The sequence below is a fragment of the Mycobacteroides chelonae CCUG 47445 genome (assembly GCF_001632805.1).
Classification (GTDB): Bacteria; Actinomycetota; Actinomycetes; order Mycobacteriales; family Mycobacteriaceae; genus Mycobacterium; species Mycobacterium chelonae.
Map to the genome: position 1 here is coordinate 2,242,938 of NZ_CP007220.1, position 22,203 is coordinate 2,265,140.

Here is a 22,203-nt window from a genome sequence, read left to right on the forward strand (position 1 = left end):
GGGCATCCTCGGGAAGTTCCCGCGAGGTGAGGTATCCAGATGAGCGACTACACCGCATTGCCCGCCGGTCTACCTGTTCCCATAGATGACGGGGCCGCCGATCACCTGCCAGGTATGCCTATTCCGGATCTGACGTTCCCGGCCAGCGACGAAAGTTTGGTGCGGCTGAGCGAATTTCCCGCGGGGCGCACAGTCCTCTACCTGTATCCGCTCACAGGGCGCCCCGGTGCTGACATTCCGGAAGGCTGGGACGCCATCCCCGGTGCGCGGGGTTGCACCACTGAGGCCTGCGATTTTCGAGACCATTTCGACGAGCTTCGGGTAGCGGGCGTCGAACAGGTCTGGGGACTGTCGAGTCAAGACGCGGACTATCAGGCCGAGGTTGTCCAGCGACTGCATCTGCCGTTCCGGATGCTCTCGGACCAGGAATTTGCCTTGGGCGATGCCCTGAAGTTGCCCACGTTCGCCGCGGCCGGGCACCCACGTCTCTACACGCGGATCACCCTGGTGGTGCGGGACGGAACCATCGAGCACGTGTTCTATCCGATCTTCCCGCCGAACACGCACGCACAAGGTGTGCTTGAGTGGCTGAGGTCGCACCCGGTCGGCGCAGCGCTAACTCGTCAATGAGGCGAGCAGGGCTCGTTTGTCGATCTTGCCCACTGCGGTGAGGGGCAGCGAGGGGACGGCCACCAGTTTGTCGACTCGCGAGTGTGTGGCGGCACCACGATCCTGCAGGTGCTGATTCAGCTCGGCGGCCGCAACCGGCTTTCCCTTGAACACGATTGCCGCACAGACAATCTCGCCGAGATACTGATCCGGTAATCCGACTGCGGCGGCAGCGTAGACCGCCGGGTGAGTCTGTAGGTGTGATTCGAGGTCCAATGCAGCGATGGACTCCCCGCCGCGCAGGATGACGTCCTTGATGCGGCCAGTGACTTCCAGATAACCACCCGGCAGCCCCCGCACCCGATCGCCGCTGCGGTAGAAGCCGTCGGCGGTGAAGGAACGCATGTTGTCGGCCTCAGCGCGGTAGTACCCGTTGAGTGTGTACGGACCGCGGACTAACAGCTCACCTGCCTCACCCGGGGCCACCTCGGCGCCGTCCTCGTCGACGACGCGAACCTCATCGGCCTCGCACATAGGTCGGCCCTGGGTGTTGTCGAGGATGTCCGATGGATCTCCGGGACGGGTTAGGCACAGCAGGCCCTCCGCCATGCCGAAAACCTGCTGTAGTCCCGGGGTGAGCGATTCTCGAACCGTGCGTGCGTCCTCGGCGCCGAGCTTGGCACCGCCCACCTGGAGCAGCCGCAGTGTTTCCGGCAGCACGGGCTCCCATGCGGTGGCCTGTGCCCAGAGCTGGGCGAGCGATGGCACCAGGGCCGTCACGGACACCCGGTGCCGCGCGATGGTCTCAAATGCCGATTCCGGGCTTGGGTCCGAAAGGAAAACCGTAGTGGCACCTGTGCTTATCGCGCCGATGAGACCAGGGCAGGCCAGTGGGAAATTGTGACCGGCGGGCAGCGACACGAGGTAGACGTCGTCCTCGGTGAGTCCGCATACCTGAGCGGCCCGAGAAGCGTTGTAGACGTAGTCCTCATGGGTGCGGGGGATGAGCTTGGGTGCCGCGGTCGTGCCGCCCGAGACCAGCAGCAGAGCCGGGTGGTCCGTCTGCGCTGCCGGTAGGTCGCCTTGAACCTCAACGCTTTCCAGCAACCCCGACCACGCAGTGAAGTGTTCCGTAGCGTCGGCAGGTACGTCACCATCGATCACGATGTGGCGCAGGCAGGCATGCTTTGTGGATAGCTCGACGGCCAGCGCGCTGTAGTCGAACCCACCAGCGGAATCGGTGATCACCAGGGCGACGGCGTCGGCCACCTCGATGAAATGAGACAGCTCGGCGGCCCGGTGTCCCGGCAGGCACATGATCGGTATCGCGCCAGCACGCATCAAACCGAAGAAGGCGACCGCAAACGATGCCCGGTTGGGAAGCTGCAGCAGTACACGGTCGCCGGGAGCTATGCCCAGCCGGATGAAGGCATGCGCCGCGCGGTCGGCGGTCACGTCGAGCTCGCGGTAGGTCATCGCGCGGTGCTCGTCGATAACCGCGGGATGATCGGCACGTCTGGCGGCGGTCGTGCGCAGCAGCGACTCGACTGTCCTTCCGGTCCAGTACCCGGCCGCGCGATACGCGTCGGCACGCGCCGCGGGGAAGGGTACAAAGCCTTCCGTCGCGGCTCCTTCAGCCGTAGGGATGGGGGTCGATGTGGCCTGAGTCATCGCAGCTCCTCGTGGGTGACCCCTCGCAGTCTAGATAGGGTAGCCTCCTCGTAGTTAGGGCAGCCTGTACTAAGAGCGAAAACGCGAGGTGAGATCGAGTTGCGCACCGTGAGCGATGGTGGCGTCGAGGTGGACGTCACCAGCCGAAGGGCGTCGGCAGGTCTGGATCCCGATGCCGCGCCACGGCTGTCCGCAGGGCAGCACCGTATATGGTTCGCCCACGGGGTGACGCCCGCGCTGATGAATCTGTGCCGTTCGTACCGGCTCAGTGGCGAGGTGGATATCGAGAGATTGCAGGCCGCCGTCACCGCGGTGGTGGCCCGCCACGAAACCTTGCGCACGACGTTTCGCCCCGGCGCAGATGGCGATCCGGTGGCGGTCCCGCACGACGACTTGCCGGTTCGGTGGATCGAGCACGACGTGTCCGATCTTGCGGGCACATCGCAACAGCTCCGGCTCGCCGTGCTGGCGCAGCGTGAATTCGCGACTCCGATCGATCTGACGGCGGAGTCGCCGTTGCGTGTCACGGTCATCCGCACCGGCGCCGCAGAACATGTGATGCTCGTCGTCGCACATCTCATCGCATGGGACGACGACTCCTGGTCGGTGTTCCTTGCCGATCTGACTACCGCGTACGTACATGGCGCGATCACGGAACCGCTACCGATACGGCCTCCGCACGATGGGGCCGATCAGGCAGATCTCGAGTACTGGCGTGACGAGATGGCCAATCCTCCTGAGCCGCTGGAGCTTCCGGGTGCTAATGGCTCGGTGGCTGCGAGCGACTGGAAGGCTGCACGTAGCACGGCGCGCCTTTCGGCCTCGGTCATGGGCCGCGTCGAGCAACTTGCCCAAGAGTCAAACACCACACCGTATGCGGTGTTATTGGCCGCGTATTCAGCGCTGCTGCATCGGTATACACATGCCGAAGATTTCCTGGTGGCCGCGCCGGTCCCGACACGGGAAGCTGACGCGCAGGGCAGTATCGGGCACTTCGGGCACACAGTCGCGCTCCGCATGCGTCCGCACAGCGGTGAGAGCTTTCGGGATCTGCTGGCGAATGCACATCGCACCACTCTGAACGGGTTTGCCCATCAACGGGTCAGTCTGGACCGCGTGGTCGCGCGCGTGGGCTTCGCTATGGGTGCCGATTCCGCCGCCCGGTTCTGCCCACCTGGAATCCACTGTGAAAGAGCATCATTGGAAGGGCAGGTGGCATACGTGCCGCTTGGCCTGCGGGTCGAAACCGGGCCCGATGGCGCCGATGTGGTGGCCGAGTACCTGGTAGACGTGTTGGACGAGCGTTTGACCACGCAGATGCTCCGTCACTTCACCAATCTGCTCGACTCTGCGCTCGCCGATCCGAACCGCCCGCTGGCCAGTCTGGATCTCATGGACGGTCGCGAAGCACAGTGGCTGCGGGAGGTGTCGTCCGGAGAACTATTTGAGGCGGAGCCGACTACGCTCGGCGAGCTGGTGGCCGCCCGCGCGGCCGCACAGCCGGATGCCACCGCTCTCGTCTACGAGGGGCGGCACTACTCATATCGGGAAACCAACGAACTGGCGAACCGGCTGGCACACTGGATTATTGGTCAGGGGATCGGTACCGAAGATCATGTCGCGGTGCTGCTGGACAAGTCGCCGGATTTGATCATTACCGCGCTCGCCATCGCAAAGGCCGGTGCTGTCTATGTCCCCGTTGACCCGAATTACCCCGCTGATCGCATCGCGCACATTCTCAGCGATGCGCAGCCGAAATTAGTCATCAGAGAGCCGGTAACCGGTGTTGGGCAGTTCGACCCCCGTGAGCCGGTCGATGCGGACCGGGTGCGGCCGCTGACCGCCGACAATGCCGCCTATCTCATCTACACCTCGGGTTCAACGGGCCTGCCCAAGGGTGTGACGGTCACGCATCGTCCGCTGACCGAGTACTTCAACTGGTTCCGTGCTGAGTATCGGGTTAGCGGATCCGATCGGGTGCTGCAGGTGGCGTCGCCGAGCTTTGACGTATCGGTGGGCGAGATTTTCGGCATCCTCAGCTGCGGCGGCCGGCTGGTCATCCCGCGTCCGGGCGCACTCGGTGACGTCGCGTACTTGACGGAACTGTTGAACAGCGAGGGCGTTACCTCGATGCACATGGTGCCCTCGTTGCTGGGGCTGGTGCTGTCGTTACCCGGAGTCACGCAATGGAAGTCGCTACGCCGGGTGCCGGTGGGTGGTGAGGCGTTGCCCGGTCCGGTCGCGGACAAGTTCCACGCCACTTTCGATGCGTCGCTTCATAATTTTTATGGTCCCACTGAGACCGTCATCAACGCCTCGCGGTACAAGGTGCGCGGAATTCAGGGGACGCGGACCGTTCCGATCGGCACTCCCAAGATCAACACGCAGATTCACATCCTGGACCAGACGCTGCGACCGGTGCCGGTGGGGGTCATCGGCGAGATCTACATTGGCGGAACGCATGTGGCGCGCGGATATCATCGGGCCGCCGGACTTACCGCGCAGCGGTTCATCGCCGACCCCTTCGTTCCCGGGCAGCGGATGTACCGGTCCGGTGATCTTGCGCGGCGTAGTGCGAACGGAGACATCGAGTTTGTCGGTCGCGCTGACGAGCAGGTGAAGATCCGAGGGTTCCGTATCGAACTCGGCGAGATCGCCTCGGCCATCGAGGTAGACCCGAGCGTCAGCCAGGCGCTCGTGGTGGTCGATGAGCCGCCGCACGTCGGCAAGCGTCTTGTTGCGTACCTGACGCCGGTCGGCGGTCACGTAGTCGATCTCGATCGGATCCGTGCCAGGATTTCGGCTGCCTTGCCCGACTTCATGATTCCCGCGGCGTATGTGGTGCTCGACGAGATGCCCATCACTCGGCACGGCAAGATCAATCGGGACGCGCTGCCGGCACCGGAGGTCGGTTCCGTGACCAGACGTCGGGAGCCGGAAACCGCGACTCAGCGACAGGTGGCAGCTCTTTATGCGCGCCTGCTCGGGGTTGCGACCGTGGGTGCGGACGACTCGTTTGTCGATCTCGGGGGCCATTCGCTGCTGGCGAGCAAGCTATCGGCGGCGATCCTGACCGAGTGCGGAGTCGGGGTGGACATCCGCGAGATCTTGGAGCGGGGCACTGTCGCAGGCTTGGCCAAGTTGGTCGATCAGCGTCGTAGCGGTCTCGTCGCGGATGACGAGGATCGTGAAGGGGAGCCAATCCCGTTGCTTCCCAGCGGTCGTCGCCTCTATGAGCATGGAAACCCGCGCAGGCTGGCCGAAACCCACGTCTTCTGGCTGCCCGAGGGCATTACCCGATCCACGCTGGAGGAACTTCTCAATGCGGTTGTCGGGGAGCACGAGGTGCTGCGCAGCCGGCTTGACCGCGAGCGCCTGGAGCTGGTTCCGCGCACGCGGCAGTCTCTCCGATTGGTCGAGATTCTTACGGAGGATCCGTCTGACGCGGCGGGTGCCGAGATCGGCCGTGCGGTGGACCGGCTTGATCCTGAACAGGGTTGGATGCTCTCGGCGGTATGGCTGCACCCCGAAGGCGAGTCCGGAGTTCTTATCCTCGTGGTGCATCAGCTCGCCGCCGATCCCACCTCCTGGCGAGTCATCATGCAGGAGCTGGAATCTCGATGGCAGTCGCTGGTAGCGGGTGATGTGCCGCGCAGCACTCAGAACGGCGGCGGCTACCGCCGATGGGCCAATGCGTTGGTCGCCGAGGCTCGGGATGTGGGCAGCCTGCCGTTCTGGATCGCCCAGCTGGACGGTGAGGATCCCCCAATTGGTTCGCGTCGAATAGAGCCCGAACTCGATAGGGAAGCAGATTTGGCGGTCACCGTCGAGTCCGCGCCGGCCGATGTCAGTGCGGTACTGCTGAATTCGGGGATTCCGATGGAGCAACTGCTGGTGGCGGCAGCGGCACGCACCGTGGCCCAGTGGCGCCGCCGCCGCGGACAAGCCGCGGTCGAGACGCTGCTGGCGGTGCAGGTCTCCGGACGTGGGGACGCTACTGCTGAAACCGTGGGTCTGCTCGGTACGGCGTATCCGCTACGCGTGGGTGGCACCGATCCGCTGGGGATCGGACCGCGCGGTTTGGTGGAGCGAGTCGCCCGGCAGCACAGCGCGATGCCAGGACGGACCATCGACTACGGGCTACTGCGATACTTGCGTGCCGACACCAGCGCGGTGCTGCGGCAGTATCGCGATCCGCAGATCCTGTTGAACTACCTCGGACACGATCGTGGATTCGAGGGCGACCTCCTACGCCGCGATGGCTTGCTTTCGGTATCGGGTTCGCCTGTGCCCGAGCCGGAATCGGCGGTGCGTCACGAGCTCAGCATTGCGGTGCTGATCATAGGGACCACCGAGGGGCCGTCCATCGGAACGCTGTGGCAGGCGGTCCCGGAGGTGCTCGAGCGCTCGGAGATTACCGAGCTGCAATCGATTTGGCACGAACAGCTGGGGATTCTGGCGAAGGAGCTATGGTGACGTCCACATTGGCAGTGATAGGCGCGGGAGCCAAGGCGGTGGCGGTTGCCGCGAAGGCGGCAGTGCTGCGTGAATGCGGGGTCGACGTACCCGATGTGGTGGCGATCGAACGTCAGCAGGTCGGTGCCAACTGGCAGGCGTGCGGTGGCTGGACGGATGGACAGCACCGGCTGGGTACCAGCCCCGAGAAAGATGTGGGTTTCCCGTATCGATCTGCTGTGGTGCCGGGGCGTAACGCCGAGATCGACGCCCGGATGATGCGTCTGAGCTGGCAGTCCTACCTCATCGCCACCGGCCAGTTCGCCGAGTGGGTCGACCGCGACAAGCCCGCGCCAACGCACAAGCGCTGGGCTGACTACCTGACGTGGGTGGCCAACACGGTCGATATGAAGGTGGTTCAGGGCGAGGTAACCAGTCTGTCTATCGATGACGACAGATGGGTTGTGGGTACCAACGACTGTTCCATTGCCGCCGACGCGGTCATGGTGACGGGGCCCGGGCAGCCGGAGCGTTCTGTGCTACCCGAGCACCCGAATGTCTTGTCGATCGCCGAATTCTGGCGCCGCTGCGCCGGATCAACACGCCTCACCGCAGAGCGTGTCGCCGTGATCGGCGGAGGTGAGACAGCCGCCTCAGTGCTCAATGAGCTTTTCGGGCACCGGGTTTCGACGATCACCGTGATCTCTCCCGGCGTCACACTGTTTACCCGCGGCGAAGGGTACTTCGAGAACGCGCTGTTCAGCGATCCGACCGGGTGGTTGCACCACACCATGGAGGAACGGCGCGACGCGTTGAACCGCACCGATCGCGGCGTGTTCTCGGCCCGTGTCCAGGAATCACTGTTGGCCGACGACCGTATCCGCCATCTGCGTGGCCGCGTGGCCCATGCCGTCGCCCTGGAAGACCGGATCAGATTGACGCTGCGCAGCGACCGTGCCGGCGAACCCTCCGAAACCGTCCATGGCTTCGATCTGGTGATCGACGGGGCGGGTGCCGACGCATTGTGGTTCCTACCGCTGTTCGACCAGAGCGCTCTTGACCTCATGGAGCTGAAACTGGGGGCCCCCGTGGACGGTAACGTCTTGCAGGAATCCCTTGGCCACGACCTGTCCGTCAATGGTCTGACTCCTAAGCTCATCCTTCCGACACTCTCGGGTCTGACCCAGGGCCCGGGGTTCCCCAATCTCAGCTGTCTCGGATTGTTGTCCGATCGAGTGCTCGGCGGGCACAGCAGTACCGAATCGGCTCGTCGCGAAAGGAAAACAAGTGAGTACCAACCCATTTGATAACGAGAGCGGCGTCTTTTACGTACTGGTCAACGACGAGGAGCAGCACAGTCTGTGGCCGACGGCCATTGAGGTGCCAGCGCAGTGGCGCGTGGCCTTTGGCGAGGCCTCGCGTGCCGATTGCGTCGAGTACATCGAGGCCCACTGGACCGACATGCGGCCCAAGAGCCTCCGCGACGCGATGGCGGGCAGCTAGCTAGTTTGTAGCTGCGGCGATGCGCCATCCGGTGGTGGATTCCTGCTGGCGCCAGAATTCTGAGAAACGGCCTCCGAGAGAGCTGAGTTCGGTGATGGAGCCTTGTTCGATGATGTGGCCGTTGTCGATGAAGAGCACGTGATCGGCGTTGCGGATCGCGCTGAGCCGGTGAGCGATCATCACCCGGGTGCGAAGACGCGGATCATTCCCGATGGCGTCGGTGATTGCGGTTTCGTTTTCGGTGTCCAGGGCGCTGGTGGCTTCGTCGATGAGCAGCACGGGGGCGGGTTTGATGAGTGCGCGGGCGATGCTGACGCGTTGGCGTTCACCGCCGGATAGTGCGGTGCCGGCTTCGCCGACACGAGACTGCTCGGCATCGGGTAGCCGTTCGATGATCTCGTTCACCCGAGCCAGCGCCATCGCCCCGCGCGCCTCCTCGTCAGCGGCCGTGGGATGCCCGACGAGAACGTTGTCGCGGATAGGCCCATCGAAGAGGTAGGGGTGCTGGAAGACCATGCTGACCAGGGCACGGCGGCTGGCGGTGTCCAATGTTGCGACATCGGTTCCGTCGATGAGGATTTGGCCGCTTTCTGGTTGTTGCAGTCCGGCGATGAGCGCGAGGATGGTGCTTTTCCCGGATCCAGATGGCCCGATGACGGCGGTGGTGGCACCTGGTTCCAGGATGAAGTTGATGTCGTTGAGGACGTGTTCGCTGGTGCTGTCGTAGCGGAAGGTGACGTTGCGGAATTCGATGCGTGGGGCGGGGGTATCGGCGGATGCGACGGCATCCCCGGGCTGGTCGGCGGCGTCGGTGGTGATGATGGTGTTGAGGCGCTCGAATATGGCGCGCGAGTTCTCGACCGCCCCGCCCAGGCCCGCCAGCACGGTGAATGGTTCCAGGAATCGCACCACGATCACCATGAGTGCGACGGCTTCGGGCGCCCCGATCTCCCCGCGCACCGCCAAAACCGTGGCGGTGCCGGCCAGCAGGATGAGGGCGATCTGGCTGACGATGCTGAACAGCAGCTGACCGGGGATCTGAAACAGCAAGAGCCGCATGGTCGCACCGCGAGCCACGGCCACCGCCTCGCCGGCCTGACTGCGCGCAGGGCTGACACGACGGTTCGCCCGCAGCGCGGCTTGGGTGCGTGCGAATTCCAGGATGCGTTCGGTCAGTGCGCTGTGCGCCTTCGTGTCTGCTTCGTCGGCGGCGCGCACGATGCGGATACTGGCCAGCAACGTACCCAGGAGCAGCGGCAGGGTAATGAGCGCCGCAACGCCCAGCTTCCACGAGATGAAAAACAGCCCGATGGTGATGGCTGCCGGTAGTAGTGCTGCGCCGATCATTGGGGTCAGGAGGTTGGCGATGAATCCCACGAGGTCGGGGCCGCCGGAGGAGATGGCTTGGCGGGCCATGGCGGTGCGTTCGGCGGTGAACCAGCTCAGTGGGATGTGGGTGAGCCGGTCGGCGACTTGGTGTTGTGAGTCGTTGAGCAGGGCGAATCCGATGCGGTAGCCGATGCGGGCCAGCGCGGTGTCCACGATCCAGCCGCCGACGGTGACCGCGGTGAGCACGGCGAGCCAGGGCAGTGCGTCGGTGGGGGTGGTGCTGAACAGGGCGCCGAGCAGCGGCACGAGCAGCAGACAGCCCGCGGCGCGAAGTACTACGGATAGCACTGAGAGTGCGCTGTAGGTGTAGAGGGAGTTGCGGTGTGCGGGTGGGATGAGGCGGATCAGGTGGGTCAGCATCAGATGTTCTCTCCGGCAAGGACGCTCGAGGGTTCTTGCAGGCGTGCGTCCCACAAGCGCCGGTAGCGCCCGTTGTTGGATAGCAGCTGCGTGTGGGTGCCGGTTTCTACGAGGTGGCCCTGGTCCAGGACCACGATCTGGTCGGCGTCGGCGATGGTGTGTAGTCGGTGGGCGATGACGAGCACGGTGCGGTTGTGAACGAGCCGGCCCAGGGCTTGTTGCACCAAATATTCTGATTCGGGGTCGGCGAAGGCGGTGGCTTCGTCCAGGATCAGGATGGGGGTGTCGGCCAGCAGGGCGCGGGCGATGGTGAGGCGTTGTTTTTCGCCGCCGGACAGTTGGGTGTTGGTGTCCAGGACGGTGTCATAGCCGTTGGGTAGCCGCAGGATTCGTTCATGGATCTGTGCGTCGCGGGCGGCGGTGTGGATCTGGGTGTCGGTGGCTTCGGGGCGGGCCAGTGCGATGTTTTCGCGGACGGTTCCGGCGACCAGTTGCACGTCCTGGAACACGAATCCGACCTTGGTGTAGAGCTCATCGGCGCTCAGGGCACGAATATCGGTGCCATCGATGCAGATAGCACCGCCATCGACGTCATGGAAACGTGCCAGCAGCGAAGCCAACGTCGATTTACCCGAGCCGGACGGACCCACCAGCGCCGTCACAGTTCCCGGCCGCAACCTCAGATCCACACCATGAATAACCGGCACCCCCGGCCGATACCCAAACGTCACCGCATCAAACGAGACCGACGTCTCCCCGGCATGCCCCTCGGAAGCCTGCTCGGTCAATTCGGTCTCGCCGAGGGCAACCGCGATATGCCGCGCGGCCTCCACGCCACCACGAATACCGCCGAGGCCGTAGGCGATTCCCAGCAGGCGGGTGCCGAAGGTGGTGCCGAGCACCAGGAATGGCAGCAGGGTAGTGGGCTCCATGGCCCCCGCGACGACAAACAAGGTGCCGGCCCCGGCGATCAACCACAGGAACGTGGTGGGCCGGGTAACCAGATCCATAAAGGTCTTCTTCCCGATGAAGGGCTGTTGCCATTCATTGAGGAAGGACAGGTATCCGTCCAGCTTGCGCTTGAACGAGGACGCTGCCGAGCCGCCGAAGATCCGGATCACCGGCTGGCCTTCAAGATAGGCGGCCGATTCTCCGCTCATCCGCTCGCTCCAGCGCGAGGCCTCAATGATCTTCGGGCCGCTCTGGAACATCATGGTCGCCGTCGTCACGAGGTAGATCAGAATGGGGATGAGAAGCACGAGTGCAAGGCGCCAGTCGACGGCGAAGAGGTAGATCAGCACCGCCACCGGCCCCACGACGGCGGCCACCGCATCGGGGATCGCGTGAGTGATCAGATAATGCAGCGACAAGGTGTCGTCCTGAATCAGCTTCTTGACCGATCCGGAACCGCGTTGCGTGAACCACCCCAACGGAACCCGAGAGAGCTTCGACAGGAGCCGTTGCCGAACATCGGCGCTGAACCGTATTTCGACGACGTGCATCCAGACGGTGAGGGCCGCGCCGAGAGCGGCGCCGAGTACCAGCAGTGTCAGGAAGATGAATCCGGTGTGCCATAGGCGGGATTCGTCGGCCCCGGCCAGCAGCTGGCGGGTGAGCTCGACGAGCACCACGAACGGTGCCAGCTCGACCATGGTGATGATCGCCTGCAGCACACCACCGGCGATCATCTGCTTCTTGACCGGCGCCAACAATTCCCCGGCAGCCTGCGAACGCCAGCGGCCTTGGGGCACTGCAGGTTCGGGGGGAGCGGCAGGATTCTCGGCGGCGGGCTTGGGAGCAGCGGGCTTCGCGACGGGTGCCTGCTGAGTATCGGTGTCTCCGCGGCGGCTGCCCATGGCGCGCCCGAAGGTCCAGTAGGCGGCGGCATGCACGTCGGCCTTGGGGAATCCGAATTGTTCTTTGAGGCGCTTGCGCAGATGTTTGAGCGAGCCCCCCTCCGAGCCGGCCCAGGCGTACCAGTTGGACCAGTCACGGGCCTCGATCGCGCCCGCCAGTGAGGTTTCATCGACGCGGTCCACCCAGTGCAGAACCCGCCGGGGATGCTCGGTCAGCGGGATGAGCTCATCGTCGGGGCTGTGGCGTTCCAGATAGACCTCGACATCCACATCGGCGGGCAGCGCGGCCAGGATGGAGTTGATCGCCGGGATAGACGCCGAATCGCCGATCAGCAGGAATCCGGCCGGAAGATCCTCGGGAACCTCAAAACGTGCTGAGCCGAAAGCCACTACCGGAATGGTCATTCCGGGCTGGGCCGCCCCCGCCCACCGGCAGGCGGGCCCGGCGGGCTCGTGGATCACCACATCGATCGCGAACTCGCCGACCTCGGCATCCGTGGAGACGATCGTGTACGCCCGCTGATGCTCAGTGGCGCCACCCTCGGGATCAGGGAACCAGAACCGCAGCCATTCGGCCGGCGTGTGTAGCAGGTCCTCGAAAAGGGTGGGTGCCGACATCGTCAGTCGCACACAATTCGGTGCGACCTGACTGGTACCGACGACAGTGGCTACGTGATCACGCGCCCCAAGCCCGCGCAGCACCGCACCCTGGAAACCTCTACCCATGCTGATGTGACCTTTGTTTGTGCTCTGCGTGGCTCCGGCCGACACACCCGGGCCATGTACTTAGCCCATCCTAACCTAAGGGGTGCGGACGGGGTCAGGCGCGAACGGTGACGTCGTCCGGTGGGGCTGTTTCGGCCTCATCGGGATCCGCGCAGGGGATATCTGTTCCGGCGATCGAGGCCCCGGCCGTCTCGATGAGGAAAGGTAGGGCGCATAGCCCGACGGCGCAGGCCAGCATCAGGTAGGCGGCGGGGAAGAGATCCCATCCGGTCGCATCGACCATGAGGTCGTTCACCAGTGGCGCAGTACCGCCGAACGCGGCGGTCGATATGTTGTAGGAAATCGCAAAGCCCGCGTATCGCACCTGGGTGGGAAACATGCAGGGGAAGGTCGCGGTGATGGTGGAGAGCTGCGGTATATACAGCAACCCGAGCACCGCGAAACCGACTATTGCCCAAGCGAATCCCTGCCCCATGAGCCAGAACATAGGCAACGCGAGGACAAGAAGCCCGATCAGGGAGAACAGCCACATGGGTTTGCGTCCGACGCGGTCGGAGAGTGCGCCGCAGAAGGGTAGAAATGCCATCATGGCGACCTCGCCGATGAGGACGACCATCTGCCCTTCGGTCTCACTCATCCCGAGCCGGGTCTTCAGGTAGGTCGGCTGATAGCTCAGCAGGGTGTAATTGGTGATGTTCAGCGCGATGACCAGCAGCATCATCACGATCATGGGGCGTTTGTAGTCACGCACCAGATCCTTGAGCCGCTCAAACGCAGTCTCCTGGCCCTGCGGCTCGTGCTCCTGCATCTCCTTGAACAAGGGTGGATCATCGAGGCGGCTCCGTAGATACCAACCGATGAGGCCCATCGGGAGCGCGATGAGGAACGGAATGCGCCAGCCCCAGGAGTGCATGTCCTGCGCGCTGAGGGTGGCATCGAGGACCAGGACGAAGGCGGCGCCTGTTGCAAAACCGCCCAAGGTGCCGAACTCGAGAAATGAACCGTACTTGCCGCGTTTCTTATCGGGCGCGAACTCGGCCATAAACGTGGCCGCGCCGCCATATTCGCCGCCGGTGGAGAAACCTTGGATGACCCGCAGCAGGATCATCAGAGCAGGCGCGGCGGCACCGATTGTCGCCCAGCTGGGCAGCACACCGATGAGTGTGGTGGACAGCGCCATCAGCACGATGGTGATGGCCATGACGCTTTTACGGCCCAACCTGTCGCCCAATGGGCCCCAGATCATCCCGCCGAGGGGCCGCAGCAGGAACGAGATCGCGTATCCGAGCATCGTGAACGCGGTGCCCAGGGTCGGGAAGAACGCCTGCGTCAGGAAGGTGGTTGTAGCCGCATAGACGCCATAGTCGTACCACTCCGTGGCGTTTCCCATGGCCGATGCCGCAATGGCCCGGTGCAACTGCCGCCGACCCGTGGGTGACTGGAAGTCCGGGCCGACGGTCGTCATCAGCGAATACTCGGCGGTCGACCGGTGAGTGGCGTGAATGTCCGCGCAGCGATGTACTCCGGACGAGGCTCCGATCCGGCGAAGGGGCGCTCTGGCGCGTTCTCCACCGAGTTGAACACCAGGAAGACGTTCGAGCGCGGGTACGGGCTGATGTTCGATCCCGACCCGTGCATCAGGTTGCAGTCGAACCACAGCGCATCACCCGGTTGCCCGAGGAACAGTTCGATACCGCTGGTGAGGGCGGCCTCGGCGAGGGTGTGGGTGGATGGAACGCCAACCTCTTGCTCCACCAGAGATTTCCGATGGTTTTCGTGCGGGGTGGCACCGACGCATGGGTAGAAGGTCCGGTGGGTGCCCGGCATGACCTGCAGCGTGCCGTTATAGGCGACGTTGACGGTCAACGCGATTGAGCAGGACACGGTGCGCATCTGGGGGAGTCCGTCTTCGGTGTGCCAGGTCTCGAAATCCGAATGCCAGTAGAAGCCGCGTCCTCTGAATGCGGGCATCGCATTGATGCGCGATTGATGCAGGTAGACCGGCCCGCCCAGTAGCTGCTCGGCGACGTCAAGCACGCCCGGCGAGCACGCGACGTCCATGACTACCGAGCTCAGGACGTGCGCCTCGAAGATGGACCGCACCTCATGCGATCCGGCCTCCCGGATGATCCGTGGATCGTCGCCCAATTGCGATGGCACTCTGTCGATTTCGTTGCGCAGGGTGGATACCGTCATGTCGTCGACGGTGCTCGGTCTGATCAGGAATCCCTGCTCAGACATCTGCGTGAGCGCCGGCGGGGCCAGGGGCCCCTCGCCCATGGCGCCCCACACCACAGGCTCCGTCCTGATGATCGGAGGCTGTTCGGTTTCGAGACGGCTGGGGTAGCGATCGACGATCGCGGGGGCACTCATGAGAGCGCAGGCGCGGCAGGGTATGCGCCGGACTCGTCGTGGACCTCCCGCCCGGTGACAGGAGGATTGAACACACACATCATGCGCATCTGGGTATCGGCGGAAAGCTGGTGTCGCTCATTGCCGTTGAGCAGATACATGCTGCCCGGCCCGAGTGTGAACAGTTCACCGTTCTCCAGGTTGGTCAACGTACCGGTACCGGCGGTAAGCCACACCGCCTCGATGTGATGCTGGTAATGGAAGACGTGGACAGTGCCCGCGTCAATGGTGGTCTCGTGGAAGGAGAACCCGACGCCGTCATCTGCCAGCACGATCCGCTTGCTATGCCAGCCTTCGCCGCTGACATCGCGTTCGGTACCCGTGATCTGCTGGGTAGTACGGACGATCACGATAGTTTCCTCTCTCGATCGATTGGATTCTGTACGGAATCAGGCGGATTCGGCGATGGCATCACGCAAGGTGGCGATGCCGATGTCGAGCTGCTCGTCGGTGGTGGTCAGCGCGGGAAGCAGCTTGACGACCTCGTCCTTGGGGCCCGAAGTCTCCACCAACAGGTTCCGCTCGAACGCGGCCTTGCTCACTCGAGAGCCCCGCTCGGCATCGGCAAAGGCAATGCCCTGCACCATGCCGCGGCCACGCACGGTTACCGAGTCGTCGTCGGCGACCAGTGCGGACAGCTCACTGTGGAGTCGGTCCCCCTTGCGGCGCACGTCATCGCTGAATGTGCTATCCCGCCAATACTTCTGCAGCGTTGCGGTGGCGGTCACGAAGGCGGGGTTGTTCCCACGGAAGGTGCCGTTGTGCTCACCCGGGGCCCACTGGTCGAGATCGGGGCGTATCAGGGTCAGTGCCATCGGCAGGCCGTATCCGCTGATCGACTTGGACAGCGTCACGATGTCCGGACGGATGCCCGCATCTTCGAAGGAGAAGAAGGCACCCGTTCGGCCGCAACCCATCTGAACGTCATCAACGATCAGTAAGATTTCGCGCGCGCGGCACAGATCTGATAGCGCGCGTAGCCACTCGGCGCGAGCGACGTTGACTCCCCCCTCGCCCTGCACGGTTTCAACGATCACCGCGGCAGGCTTGTTGAGTCCGCCGCCTTCGTCGTCGAGCACCTTCTCAAACCACTGGAAATCTTCGGTGACACCACCGAAGTAGTTGTCGTACGGCATAGGGGTGGAATGCACCAGCGGCACGCCCGCCCCCGCCCGCTTCATGGAATTTCCCGTCACGGCCAGCGATCCCAGTGTCATTCCATGGAAGGCATTGGTGAAGCTGATGATCGATTCGCGCCCGGTGATGTTCCGCGCCAGCTTGAGCGCGGCCTCTACGGCGTTGGTTCCGGTGGGGCCGGGGAACTGGACCTTGTAGTCCATGCCGCGCGGCTCCAGGATGGTGCGCTCGAACTCCTCAAGGAAGTGCTGCTTGGCCACGGTGGCCATGTCCAGACCGTGCACCACACCGTCGGTCGTCAAGTAGTCGATGAGGGCGGTCTTGAGCACCGGGTTGTTATGCCCGTAGTTGAGCGCGCCCGCACCGGAGAAGAAGTCCAGGTAACGCTCACCGGCGGTGTCGGTGAGCCAGGATCCGGAGGCGGAGGCGAAGGTGGTGGGCCAGCTGCGGCAATAGCTCCGCACCTCGGATTCACGTTCGTTGATGACCTTCGGCAGCCCAGCTTCCTGAGCGGGCAAGATGGCGGTCATTTCTGTATCCCCTTTCGGCCCAATGTTTTTAGGCACTGTGGCTGGGTGTTTTATGTGGTTCCAGCGGAGTGAGCCGCAATAGCGGCTCTGCCTCATGTGCATCGGGAAAGAGGTCCTCGCCGAATCCTGTGGACTCGGTGAGCTCCATATCCCGCCGGCGGGCAAATCCGGCGAATAACGCACGCGAAGCGGTATTAGACTGTGTAACAGTGGTTTCCATAACCAGGGGTTCACCCTGCAGGGTCGCGAGAGAGTCTGCGAGCCAGGCCAGCATGCTGGCGGCGAGTCCTTTCCCACGGTGTGCCGCATCGACCCCGACCTGCCAGATCATCAGTGATCCAGACGGCCTGAGGTATCCGGTGACGAATCCGATTGTCTTGTCGTCAACACGTGCGACGGCGGCCGTAGAAGGAAAGTCGGTGCACCACAACAGGTATGCGTATGAAGAATTGACATCCAATACGCCGGAGTCGCGTGCGATGCGCCACATGTGGCGAGCATCCGACTGCGTTGGGTGGCCAATCGACCACACAGGGGTGCAACCTTTTTCAGTCTGTAATTCAGTATCGACCACTAAAAATCACCATCACCACAACATGTTTCGTATCAACTCGGGTTTCGTACCGTTCGACCGTAACCACATTGACACCCGAATGGCCAGGACCGGCACCAGCGATGCGGGTCAACTCATAGCGTTTGCCGAGGGTATCCACCTGATGTGACCCTCGTCACATTATTGTGGGACCATGAGAACTTGACGGGATCTTGACGAATGTGCCTCGAGATTGCCCGGCAAAATTCAGTCCTTGCTGCTGAAGCAGCGCTCCCAGCGGTCGGGGTCGGCGAGCATCGCGCCGGGAGGAGTGGCCCAGCAGGCGGCCACCAGGTCGTATCCGTGGTGAATGAGTGCGGCGTGTGCGGGCCAGTGGGCCTGCAGCCAGTCGGGCTCGTTGTGTGCGCTGTGAACGCCCGCCCGGATAGCGCCCTCGAGTTCGAAGGATAGGTCGCGTGCTTCTGCGTACGCCGCGTCGTGGGCGGGCTGCACGCGGGCACTCGCGACCAGAGCCAATGCCGCCTGTCGGATCCGGGCCTCGGTGAATGTGAAGGTCCGGCGATGGGCACGCGGCGCGATCAGATACATGGACGCCATGGCGACGGCGACACCGATCAGCGTCTCCGCGAGGCGGTCGCGCACGATCGAGGTGACGGACCCGTGCAAGGTGACCACGCCCGCCGACAGCAGTGCGATGGGCGTCACGAACATGACGGCGACGGCGTAGTTGCGTGGCAGGAAAAGCTCGGTGCAGAACTGCAATGTCGCGATGGCGGCGATGAGCGCGTACCCGGTGAGGGAAAGCTGGTACAGCACTGCGAAGAGGCCGAGCCCGATCACCGTTCCCGCGAAGCGGTGTAGTCCGCGCACCGTTCCGTGTAGCCGGTCCGGACCCAGATGGACGATCACGAGAGCGCTCAGGATCGCCCATTGCGGGCGTGTCAGCCCGACAGCGGAACTGATGACTCCGGCGCCAAGGCAGGCGATGCCGACGCGTCCGGCGGTGATGGTGGCGTGTGAACGGAACCGCACCGAGCGGCGCAACCGGTACCAAATACTGGGCCGGACCACCAGGACGTGGTCGCCCGGGATGACGTGATCGAGCACCATCTTGGTGCCGACGGCGGTTTCGGTGAACCGACGATGGGTGTCGAGCATCGTGGCCACCAGGGGCGAATCCGACCGGGTGGAGATTCCCGCGTCATGCAGGGCGGTCCAGGCTGAGGAGATCGCCAGTCCCGCGGCGTGGCGTGCGTCGACCGTCGCGTTGCCTGGCTGTGCGTAGCCGTCAACCGCATCGACTGCCCTCTGCACGGCGACACGTTCCGGTTTGTGAAGGTCAACCACGGCACCGACCATCGAAACAGCCACCGCTGCAACGGCTCCCAGGCTTGCGCAGACAAGAATCTTGATCGGATCCACACCCCATTCGGTCGCGCCGAGCGCGCCGCCGCACACCAGCACGAAGAACAGGGCACCCGGCGGACCAAGCCGAAGCGCGTCCACGGTGTACACGACCGGGACCGCGACGGCCGTCAGAGTGAGGATGATGGCCACCTTGTTGGCGACGCCGCCGGGGGCATGGGTGCCGACGACGGCGCCGAGCATTGCGATAAGAAGCAGCGCCGCTCCCGCGGTGGCGACGACGGCGGCACGTACCCGGTACGGGCGTCCCTCGCCGTAGAGGACGGCGAAGGCGCCGTAGGTGACATAGAGTGCCGCATTCGGATACCCGGCGGCCACCACGAGCGCCCCGGGAACGGCGACGGCGGCGCCGGCGCGTAAGCCGATGCTCCACCGCCTGCCCGCCGGCGGCGCGGAGAACAGGATGGAACGGGCCCGGGCGATCTGCGGCAGCGGATCCGGCGATTCAGGCGCGGACGGGGTCACACGTCATTTCATACCGTGCCGCTGCCGGTAGGCGCGCTGTTTGCAGGCGGGGGAGCAGTAGCGTGCAGGCCGTCCCTTCCCGTGCGTGATCAGCTCGGAGCCGCAGAAATCGCAGCTCGTGTGCATCTCGGCGGGTATTTCGTCACGAACTGAAGGGGATTCGTAACAGGTGCCGCGCGCCGCGGATACCAGGTTATTGCCGGCAGCGCGGCCACGGGGGGTGCGGATGCGGAGCTCACCATCGAGATAGGGGCAATCGACGATGTCCTCGTTCTGGCAGGACAGCAGGTGGTTCAGGTATTCGCGTGCGCGATTGAGCTGTTCGATACGCGTGGAGATCTCGGCGACCTGTTCGGTGACCGCGACGCGCCAGGTATCTGGTTGCGCCGAATGCGATGTCACGACGGCCGCCTGGCGCAGCGGCATCATCCCGGTGATGCAGCACAGGTATGCGATGCCGATGCGCCGCAGGTCTCGTTCGGTGTAGGTGCGGCGTCCGCTGTGCTGTACCGGCGAATTCAAGACGCCCTGCTTCTCCCACCACCGCAGGGTCGACGGACTGAGGCCGTAGAGGGCCGCGGCCTCGCCGATGTTCACGGTGGGTTCGGTGGGTGCTGGTCTGGACATCAAGCTCACTTCACCATTGAAACTTAGGTAAACCTAACTTGCAAGGGGGTGTGAGCGACGCACTAGTCAAGCAGTGTCCGGCCGAGATATCCGTCCTCAGCGGTGCCCGGCGGCATGACGAAGACGGCAGATCCGACTGCGGTGTTCCACTGATTGAACTCGTCGCGTTCGGCCAACCGTCGCTGAACCGGGACGAACTGCGTGGCGATATCACGTTGATAGGCGGCGAAAATCAGGCCCGAGTTCGACGAAGAGCCGGGCAGCGGAGCGTCGTCGAAGTTGTACGGACGGCGCAGGAATTTCTCGTGCGGATTGCGGTGGCGGGCCAGGGCGACATGTGAGGTCGCCGGTATTACGGGGATGCCACCACGGGTCATCTCCAGGTCGGGTTCGTCGGATTCCTTCTCGCCGGTCAGTGGCGCACCGTTGGCTGCTCGCCGGCCCATCACCAGGTCGCGGAGCTTGACGTCTAGCTGGTCCCATCCGTCCAGGTCCATGGTGATCCTGCGCAGGACCAAAAGCGTTCCGCCCCTGAGCCATTGATGATCATCGCCCTGGTGCCACAGCAGAGTGTCGAGCTCGGGCACGGTGGGGTTCACCGTGCCGTCGACTTGTCCCATGAGGTTGCGCATGGTGCCCCCAGAGGAATCTTCCGCGCGTGGTGTCCGGAATCCGGTCTGGCGCCAGCGTTCGGTGGCTAGCGAGCGCACATTCTTCAAGAGAACCCGCGCCGCATGCGCCACCACCAGCATGTCGTCGGCGCAAATCTGCAGCAGGAGATCTCCTCCGCACCAACGTTTGTCGAGTTTGTCGGTGGCGAACGCCGGGAAGTCGCGTGCCGAGGCGGGACATCTGTTGGCCAGGCCGGCCTTGGCGAACACCGACGGGCCCAAGCCCGTCGTGATGGTCAATCGTGCTGTGGTCGTTGCCAATTCCGGCTCGGTGTCGGCGAGAGCGGGCAGGCCCTGGGTCAATCTGGCCGCGTCGGTGGTCCACAGACGTAAGACCGACCGTAGATTCTCTTGAGTCGACTGTTCGTCTGTGCTGCTGCCAGGTAGTAGATCCAGGGCGAGGAACAACGCGTGCGACTGCGGGGCGGTGGTGATCCCCGCCTGATGCTCTCCATGGAACGGTTCGACAGCAGGTGCGCCTTGTGGCCGTGCTGCTTGGGACTGGGCCGACCATGCCGAGAGCCCAGCGCCCGCGGTGAGGGCGGCCGCTGCGCCGCCGCCGACAATGAGTCCCCGTCGGGACAGAGAACGAGGTGTCATGCTCAGGGCTGGTAGTTCTCGTTGCCGCCTGCGAAGTCGCGGATCTGGGCGGTCAGGGGCTTGGTCGAGCCATCCTGGAAGGCCAGCGTGATGACGACGTCTTGGCCCGGGCGCAGGGGCGTGGTCAGTCCCATGAGCATGACGTGATCGCCGCCGGGGGAGAGCTTGTGCTCGCCGTTGGCGGGAATGGCGACCCCGCCCTCCTTGGGGCGCATCAATCCGCCGGGAGTCACCTCGTGGAGCTCGACAGACCGGGCGGCCGGTGAGGTGGCGGACACGATGCGCGCCTCACTGGAACCGTTGTTGTGCACGGTGCCGAACACCGACGTCATGGAGCCGTCGGGAGCGGACTTGGCCCACTGGTCGGTGATGGTGACTGCCGAAGCTTGCGTGGCCTGGCTGGCGGATGTGGACTCATGCGCCGAACAACCGGCGAGCAAGGACAGCGCGACTGCTGCCGGGATGACGATCTTCACGTTCAGCTAGTCGTGTGCCGGTGACGGAAAGTTCCGGCGGCGCAGGCTCAGCTCGGTGAAAAGCCGTTCGGTGGCGGTCGTGGCGGCGTCGATATCGCCGGCGATGACAGCCTCGACGAGCATCGTGTGTTCGTGCTCGAACGAGCACTCCGCGCCTATCGGGTTTCCTCGCATGTAATGGTCCATCAGGCCCAGCAGTGAATCGTAAAGTTCCAGGTAGAGGGCATTGTGGCTTGCGGCCACCACGGCCCGGTGCACCGCGATGTCGGTGGAGATGGCGTCCTCGACATCCTGGGGTGCGACGTGGTGGGGCGCCCATAGCGCGTTGCGGCGTTGCAGCAGGGCGCGCAGGTGCTCGATGTCATCCTCATCACGTCGCTGGGCGGCGAGCCCGGCGGCGGTCACCTCAAGGGTCTGCCGCAGTTCGATCAGATCGCGGTCATTGGCGGCCGCGAAGTAGTCGGCGATGGCCGAGCCGCTTCCGCCCATCGAGAGCACATAGGTGCCGGACCCCTGGCGCCGTTCCAGCATCCCGGCATGTACCAGGGCCTGGACCGCCTCTCTAATTGTGTTGCGGGAGGTCCCGGTGAGCTCGCACAATTCAGGTTCGGTCGGAATGCGCGCGCCGATGGCCCAGCGTCCCGACAGAATCTCCTCGCGGAGTTGCTCGGTGACCTGGCCAATCAGTGTTTGGCGACGGACCGGCTGCATGAGGGCTCATCGTAGCGTGCGGTGGAA

General features: G+C 64.2%; 16 protein-coding genes and 1 pseudogene. 4 read left to right on the forward strand and 13 right to left on the reverse strand.

What is annotated here, in order from left to right; translation table 11 throughout:
* Positions 1–39 precede the first annotated feature (39 nt).
* Positions 40–630, forward strand: a pseudogene (locus tag BB28_RS11035) (peroxiredoxin); the annotation flags it as partial.
* Here the strand turns inward: BB28_RS11035 and BB28_RS11040 are convergent.
* Positions 616–2,280 (reverse strand): (2,3-dihydroxybenzoyl)adenylate synthase, encoded by a 1,665-nt coding sequence (locus BB28_RS11040; protein WP_046253547.1) that lies wholly within the window; start codon positions 2,278–2,280, stop codon positions 616–618. The pseudogene BB28_RS11035 and the gene BB28_RS11040 sit on opposite strands and share 15 nt — an antisense overlap.
* 99 nt (positions 2,281–2,379) lie before the next feature.
* Between BB28_RS11040 and BB28_RS11045 the strand changes: the two genes are divergently transcribed.
* From BB28_RS11045 to BB28_RS11055, 3 genes are read left to right on the forward strand one after another with little or no spacing between them, the layout of a single operon-like run.
* A complete protein-coding gene (locus tag BB28_RS11045) occupies positions 2,380–6,756 on the forward strand; it encodes a non-ribosomal peptide synthetase (protein ID WP_046253548.1) in 4,377 nt (1,458 codons plus the stop codon).
* Positions 6,753–8,042, forward strand: coding sequence for an NADPH-dependent L-lysine N(6)-monooxygenase MbtG (mbtG, locus tag BB28_RS11050; protein ID WP_044104714.1), 1,290 nt, complete (start codon positions 6,753–6,755; stop codon positions 8,040–8,042). Before BB28_RS11045 ends, mbtG begins: the two co-directional genes overlap by 4 nt.
* On the forward strand, positions 8,023–8,238 hold the full coding sequence (locus tag BB28_RS11055; protein ID WP_046253549.1) for an MbtH family protein: 216 nt from the start codon (positions 8,023–8,025) through the stop codon (positions 8,236–8,238). Before mbtG ends, BB28_RS11055 begins: the two co-directional genes overlap by 20 nt.
* On the opposite strand, the gene BB28_RS11060 is transcribed toward BB28_RS11055, so the two are convergent.
* The 12 genes from BB28_RS11060 to BB28_RS11115 all read right to left on the reverse strand — a co-directional run bounded on the left by BB28_RS11060 (position 8,239) and on the right by BB28_RS11115 (position 22,176).
* Positions 8,239–9,987, reverse strand: a complete 1,749-nt coding sequence (locus tag BB28_RS11060) for an ABC transporter ATP-binding protein (RefSeq protein WP_064393456.1) — start codon at positions 9,985–9,987, stop codon at positions 8,239–8,241.
* Complete coding sequence (locus tag BB28_RS11065) at positions 9,987–12,569, reverse strand: ABC transporter ATP-binding protein/permease (protein WP_064393457.1); 2,583 nt, start codon at positions 12,567–12,569, stop codon at positions 9,987–9,989. The genes BB28_RS11060 and BB28_RS11065 overlap by 1 nt, the downstream gene beginning before the upstream one ends.
* A 94-nt stretch (positions 12,570–12,663) precedes the next feature.
* Positions 12,664–13,959: an MFS transporter gene (locus tag BB28_RS11070; RefSeq protein WP_046255744.1), complete on the reverse strand. Its 1,296-nt coding sequence runs from the start codon at positions 13,957–13,959 to the stop codon at positions 12,664–12,666.
* 74 nt (positions 13,960–14,033) lie between these two features.
* The gene (gene thpD, locus BB28_RS11075) at positions 14,034–14,942 is read right to left on the reverse strand and encodes an ectoine hydroxylase (RefSeq protein ID WP_046253552.1); all 909 of its coding nucleotides are present in this window, start codon (positions 14,940–14,942) and stop codon (positions 14,034–14,036) included.
* Positions 14,939–15,331, reverse strand: coding sequence for an ectoine synthase (locus BB28_RS11080; protein WP_030098119.1), 393 nt, complete (start codon positions 15,329–15,331; stop codon positions 14,939–14,941). The genes thpD and BB28_RS11080 overlap by 4 nt, the downstream gene beginning before the upstream one ends.
* Positions 15,332–15,370: 39 nt before the next feature.
* Complete coding sequence (ectB, locus tag BB28_RS11085) at positions 15,371–16,648, reverse strand: diaminobutyrate--2-oxoglutarate transaminase (RefSeq protein WP_046253553.1); 1,278 nt, start codon at positions 16,646–16,648, stop codon at positions 15,371–15,373.
* A gap of 28 nt (positions 16,649–16,676) precedes the next feature.
* Positions 16,677–17,171 (reverse strand): diaminobutyrate acetyltransferase, encoded by a 495-nt coding sequence (gene ectA / locus BB28_RS11090; RefSeq protein WP_263854230.1) that lies wholly within the window; start codon positions 17,169–17,171, stop codon positions 16,677–16,679.
* A 276-nt stretch (positions 17,172–17,447) separates the two neighbouring features.
* Positions 17,448–19,091 carry an FUSC family protein gene (locus BB28_RS11095; protein WP_046253556.1) on the reverse strand — a complete coding sequence of 548 codons (1,644 nt, stop codon included), beginning with the start codon at positions 19,089–19,091 and terminating at the stop codon, positions 17,448–17,450.
* 3 nt (positions 19,092–19,094) lie between these two features.
* Positions 19,095–19,718, reverse strand: coding sequence for a MerR family transcriptional regulator (locus BB28_RS11100; protein WP_046253557.1), 624 nt, complete (start codon positions 19,716–19,718; stop codon positions 19,095–19,097).
* A 62-nt stretch (positions 19,719–19,780) separates the two neighbouring features.
* A complete protein-coding gene (locus tag BB28_RS11105; protein ID WP_046253558.1) occupies positions 19,781–20,989 on the reverse strand; it encodes a Dyp-type peroxidase in 1,209 nt (402 codons plus the stop codon).
* A 2-nt stretch (positions 20,990–20,991) separates the two neighbouring features.
* Complete coding sequence (locus tag BB28_RS11110) at positions 20,992–21,465, reverse strand: copper chaperone PCu(A)C (protein ID WP_046253559.1); 474 nt, start codon at positions 21,463–21,465, stop codon at positions 20,992–20,994.
* A 6-nt stretch (positions 21,466–21,471) separates the two neighbouring features.
* Positions 21,472–22,176: a FadR/GntR family transcriptional regulator gene (locus BB28_RS11115; protein ID WP_046253560.1), complete on the reverse strand. Its 705-nt coding sequence runs from the start codon at positions 22,174–22,176 to the stop codon at positions 21,472–21,474.
* Positions 22,177–22,203: the final 27 nt, after the last annotated feature.

Coding starts and splice junctions, on each gene's coding strand:
- BB28_RS11040 (WP_046253547.1), bottom strand. CDS start 2,280: ATGACTCAGGCCACATCGACCCCCATCCCTACGGCTGAAGGAGCCGCG.
- BB28_RS11060 (WP_064393456.1), bottom strand. CDS start 9,987: ATGCTGACCCACCTGATCCGCCTCATCCCACCCGCACACCGCAACTCC.
- BB28_RS11065 (WP_064393457.1), bottom strand. CDS start 12,569: ATGGGTAGAGGTTTCCAGGGTGCGGTGCTGCGCGGGCTTGGGGCGCGT.
- BB28_RS11070 (WP_046255744.1), bottom strand. CDS start 13,959: ATGGGAAACGCCACGGAGTGGTACGACTATGGCGTCTATGCGGCTACA.
- thpD (WP_046253552.1), bottom strand. CDS start 14,942: ATGAGTGCCCCCGCGATCGTCGATCGCTACCCCAGCCGTCTCGAAACC.
- ectB (WP_046253553.1), bottom strand. CDS start 16,648: ATGACCGCCATCTTGCCCGCTCAGGAAGCTGGGCTGCCGAAGGTCATC.
- BB28_RS11100 (WP_046253557.1), bottom strand. CDS start 19,718: ATGTCCAGACCAGCACCCACCGAACCCACCGTGAACATCGGCGAGGCC.
- BB28_RS11105 (WP_046253558.1), bottom strand. CDS start 20,989: ATGACACCTCGTTCTCTGTCCCGACGGGGACTCATTGTCGGCGGCGGC.
- BB28_RS11115 (WP_046253560.1), bottom strand. CDS start 22,176: ATGCAGCCGGTCCGTCGCCAAACACTGATTGGCCAGGTCACCGAGCAA.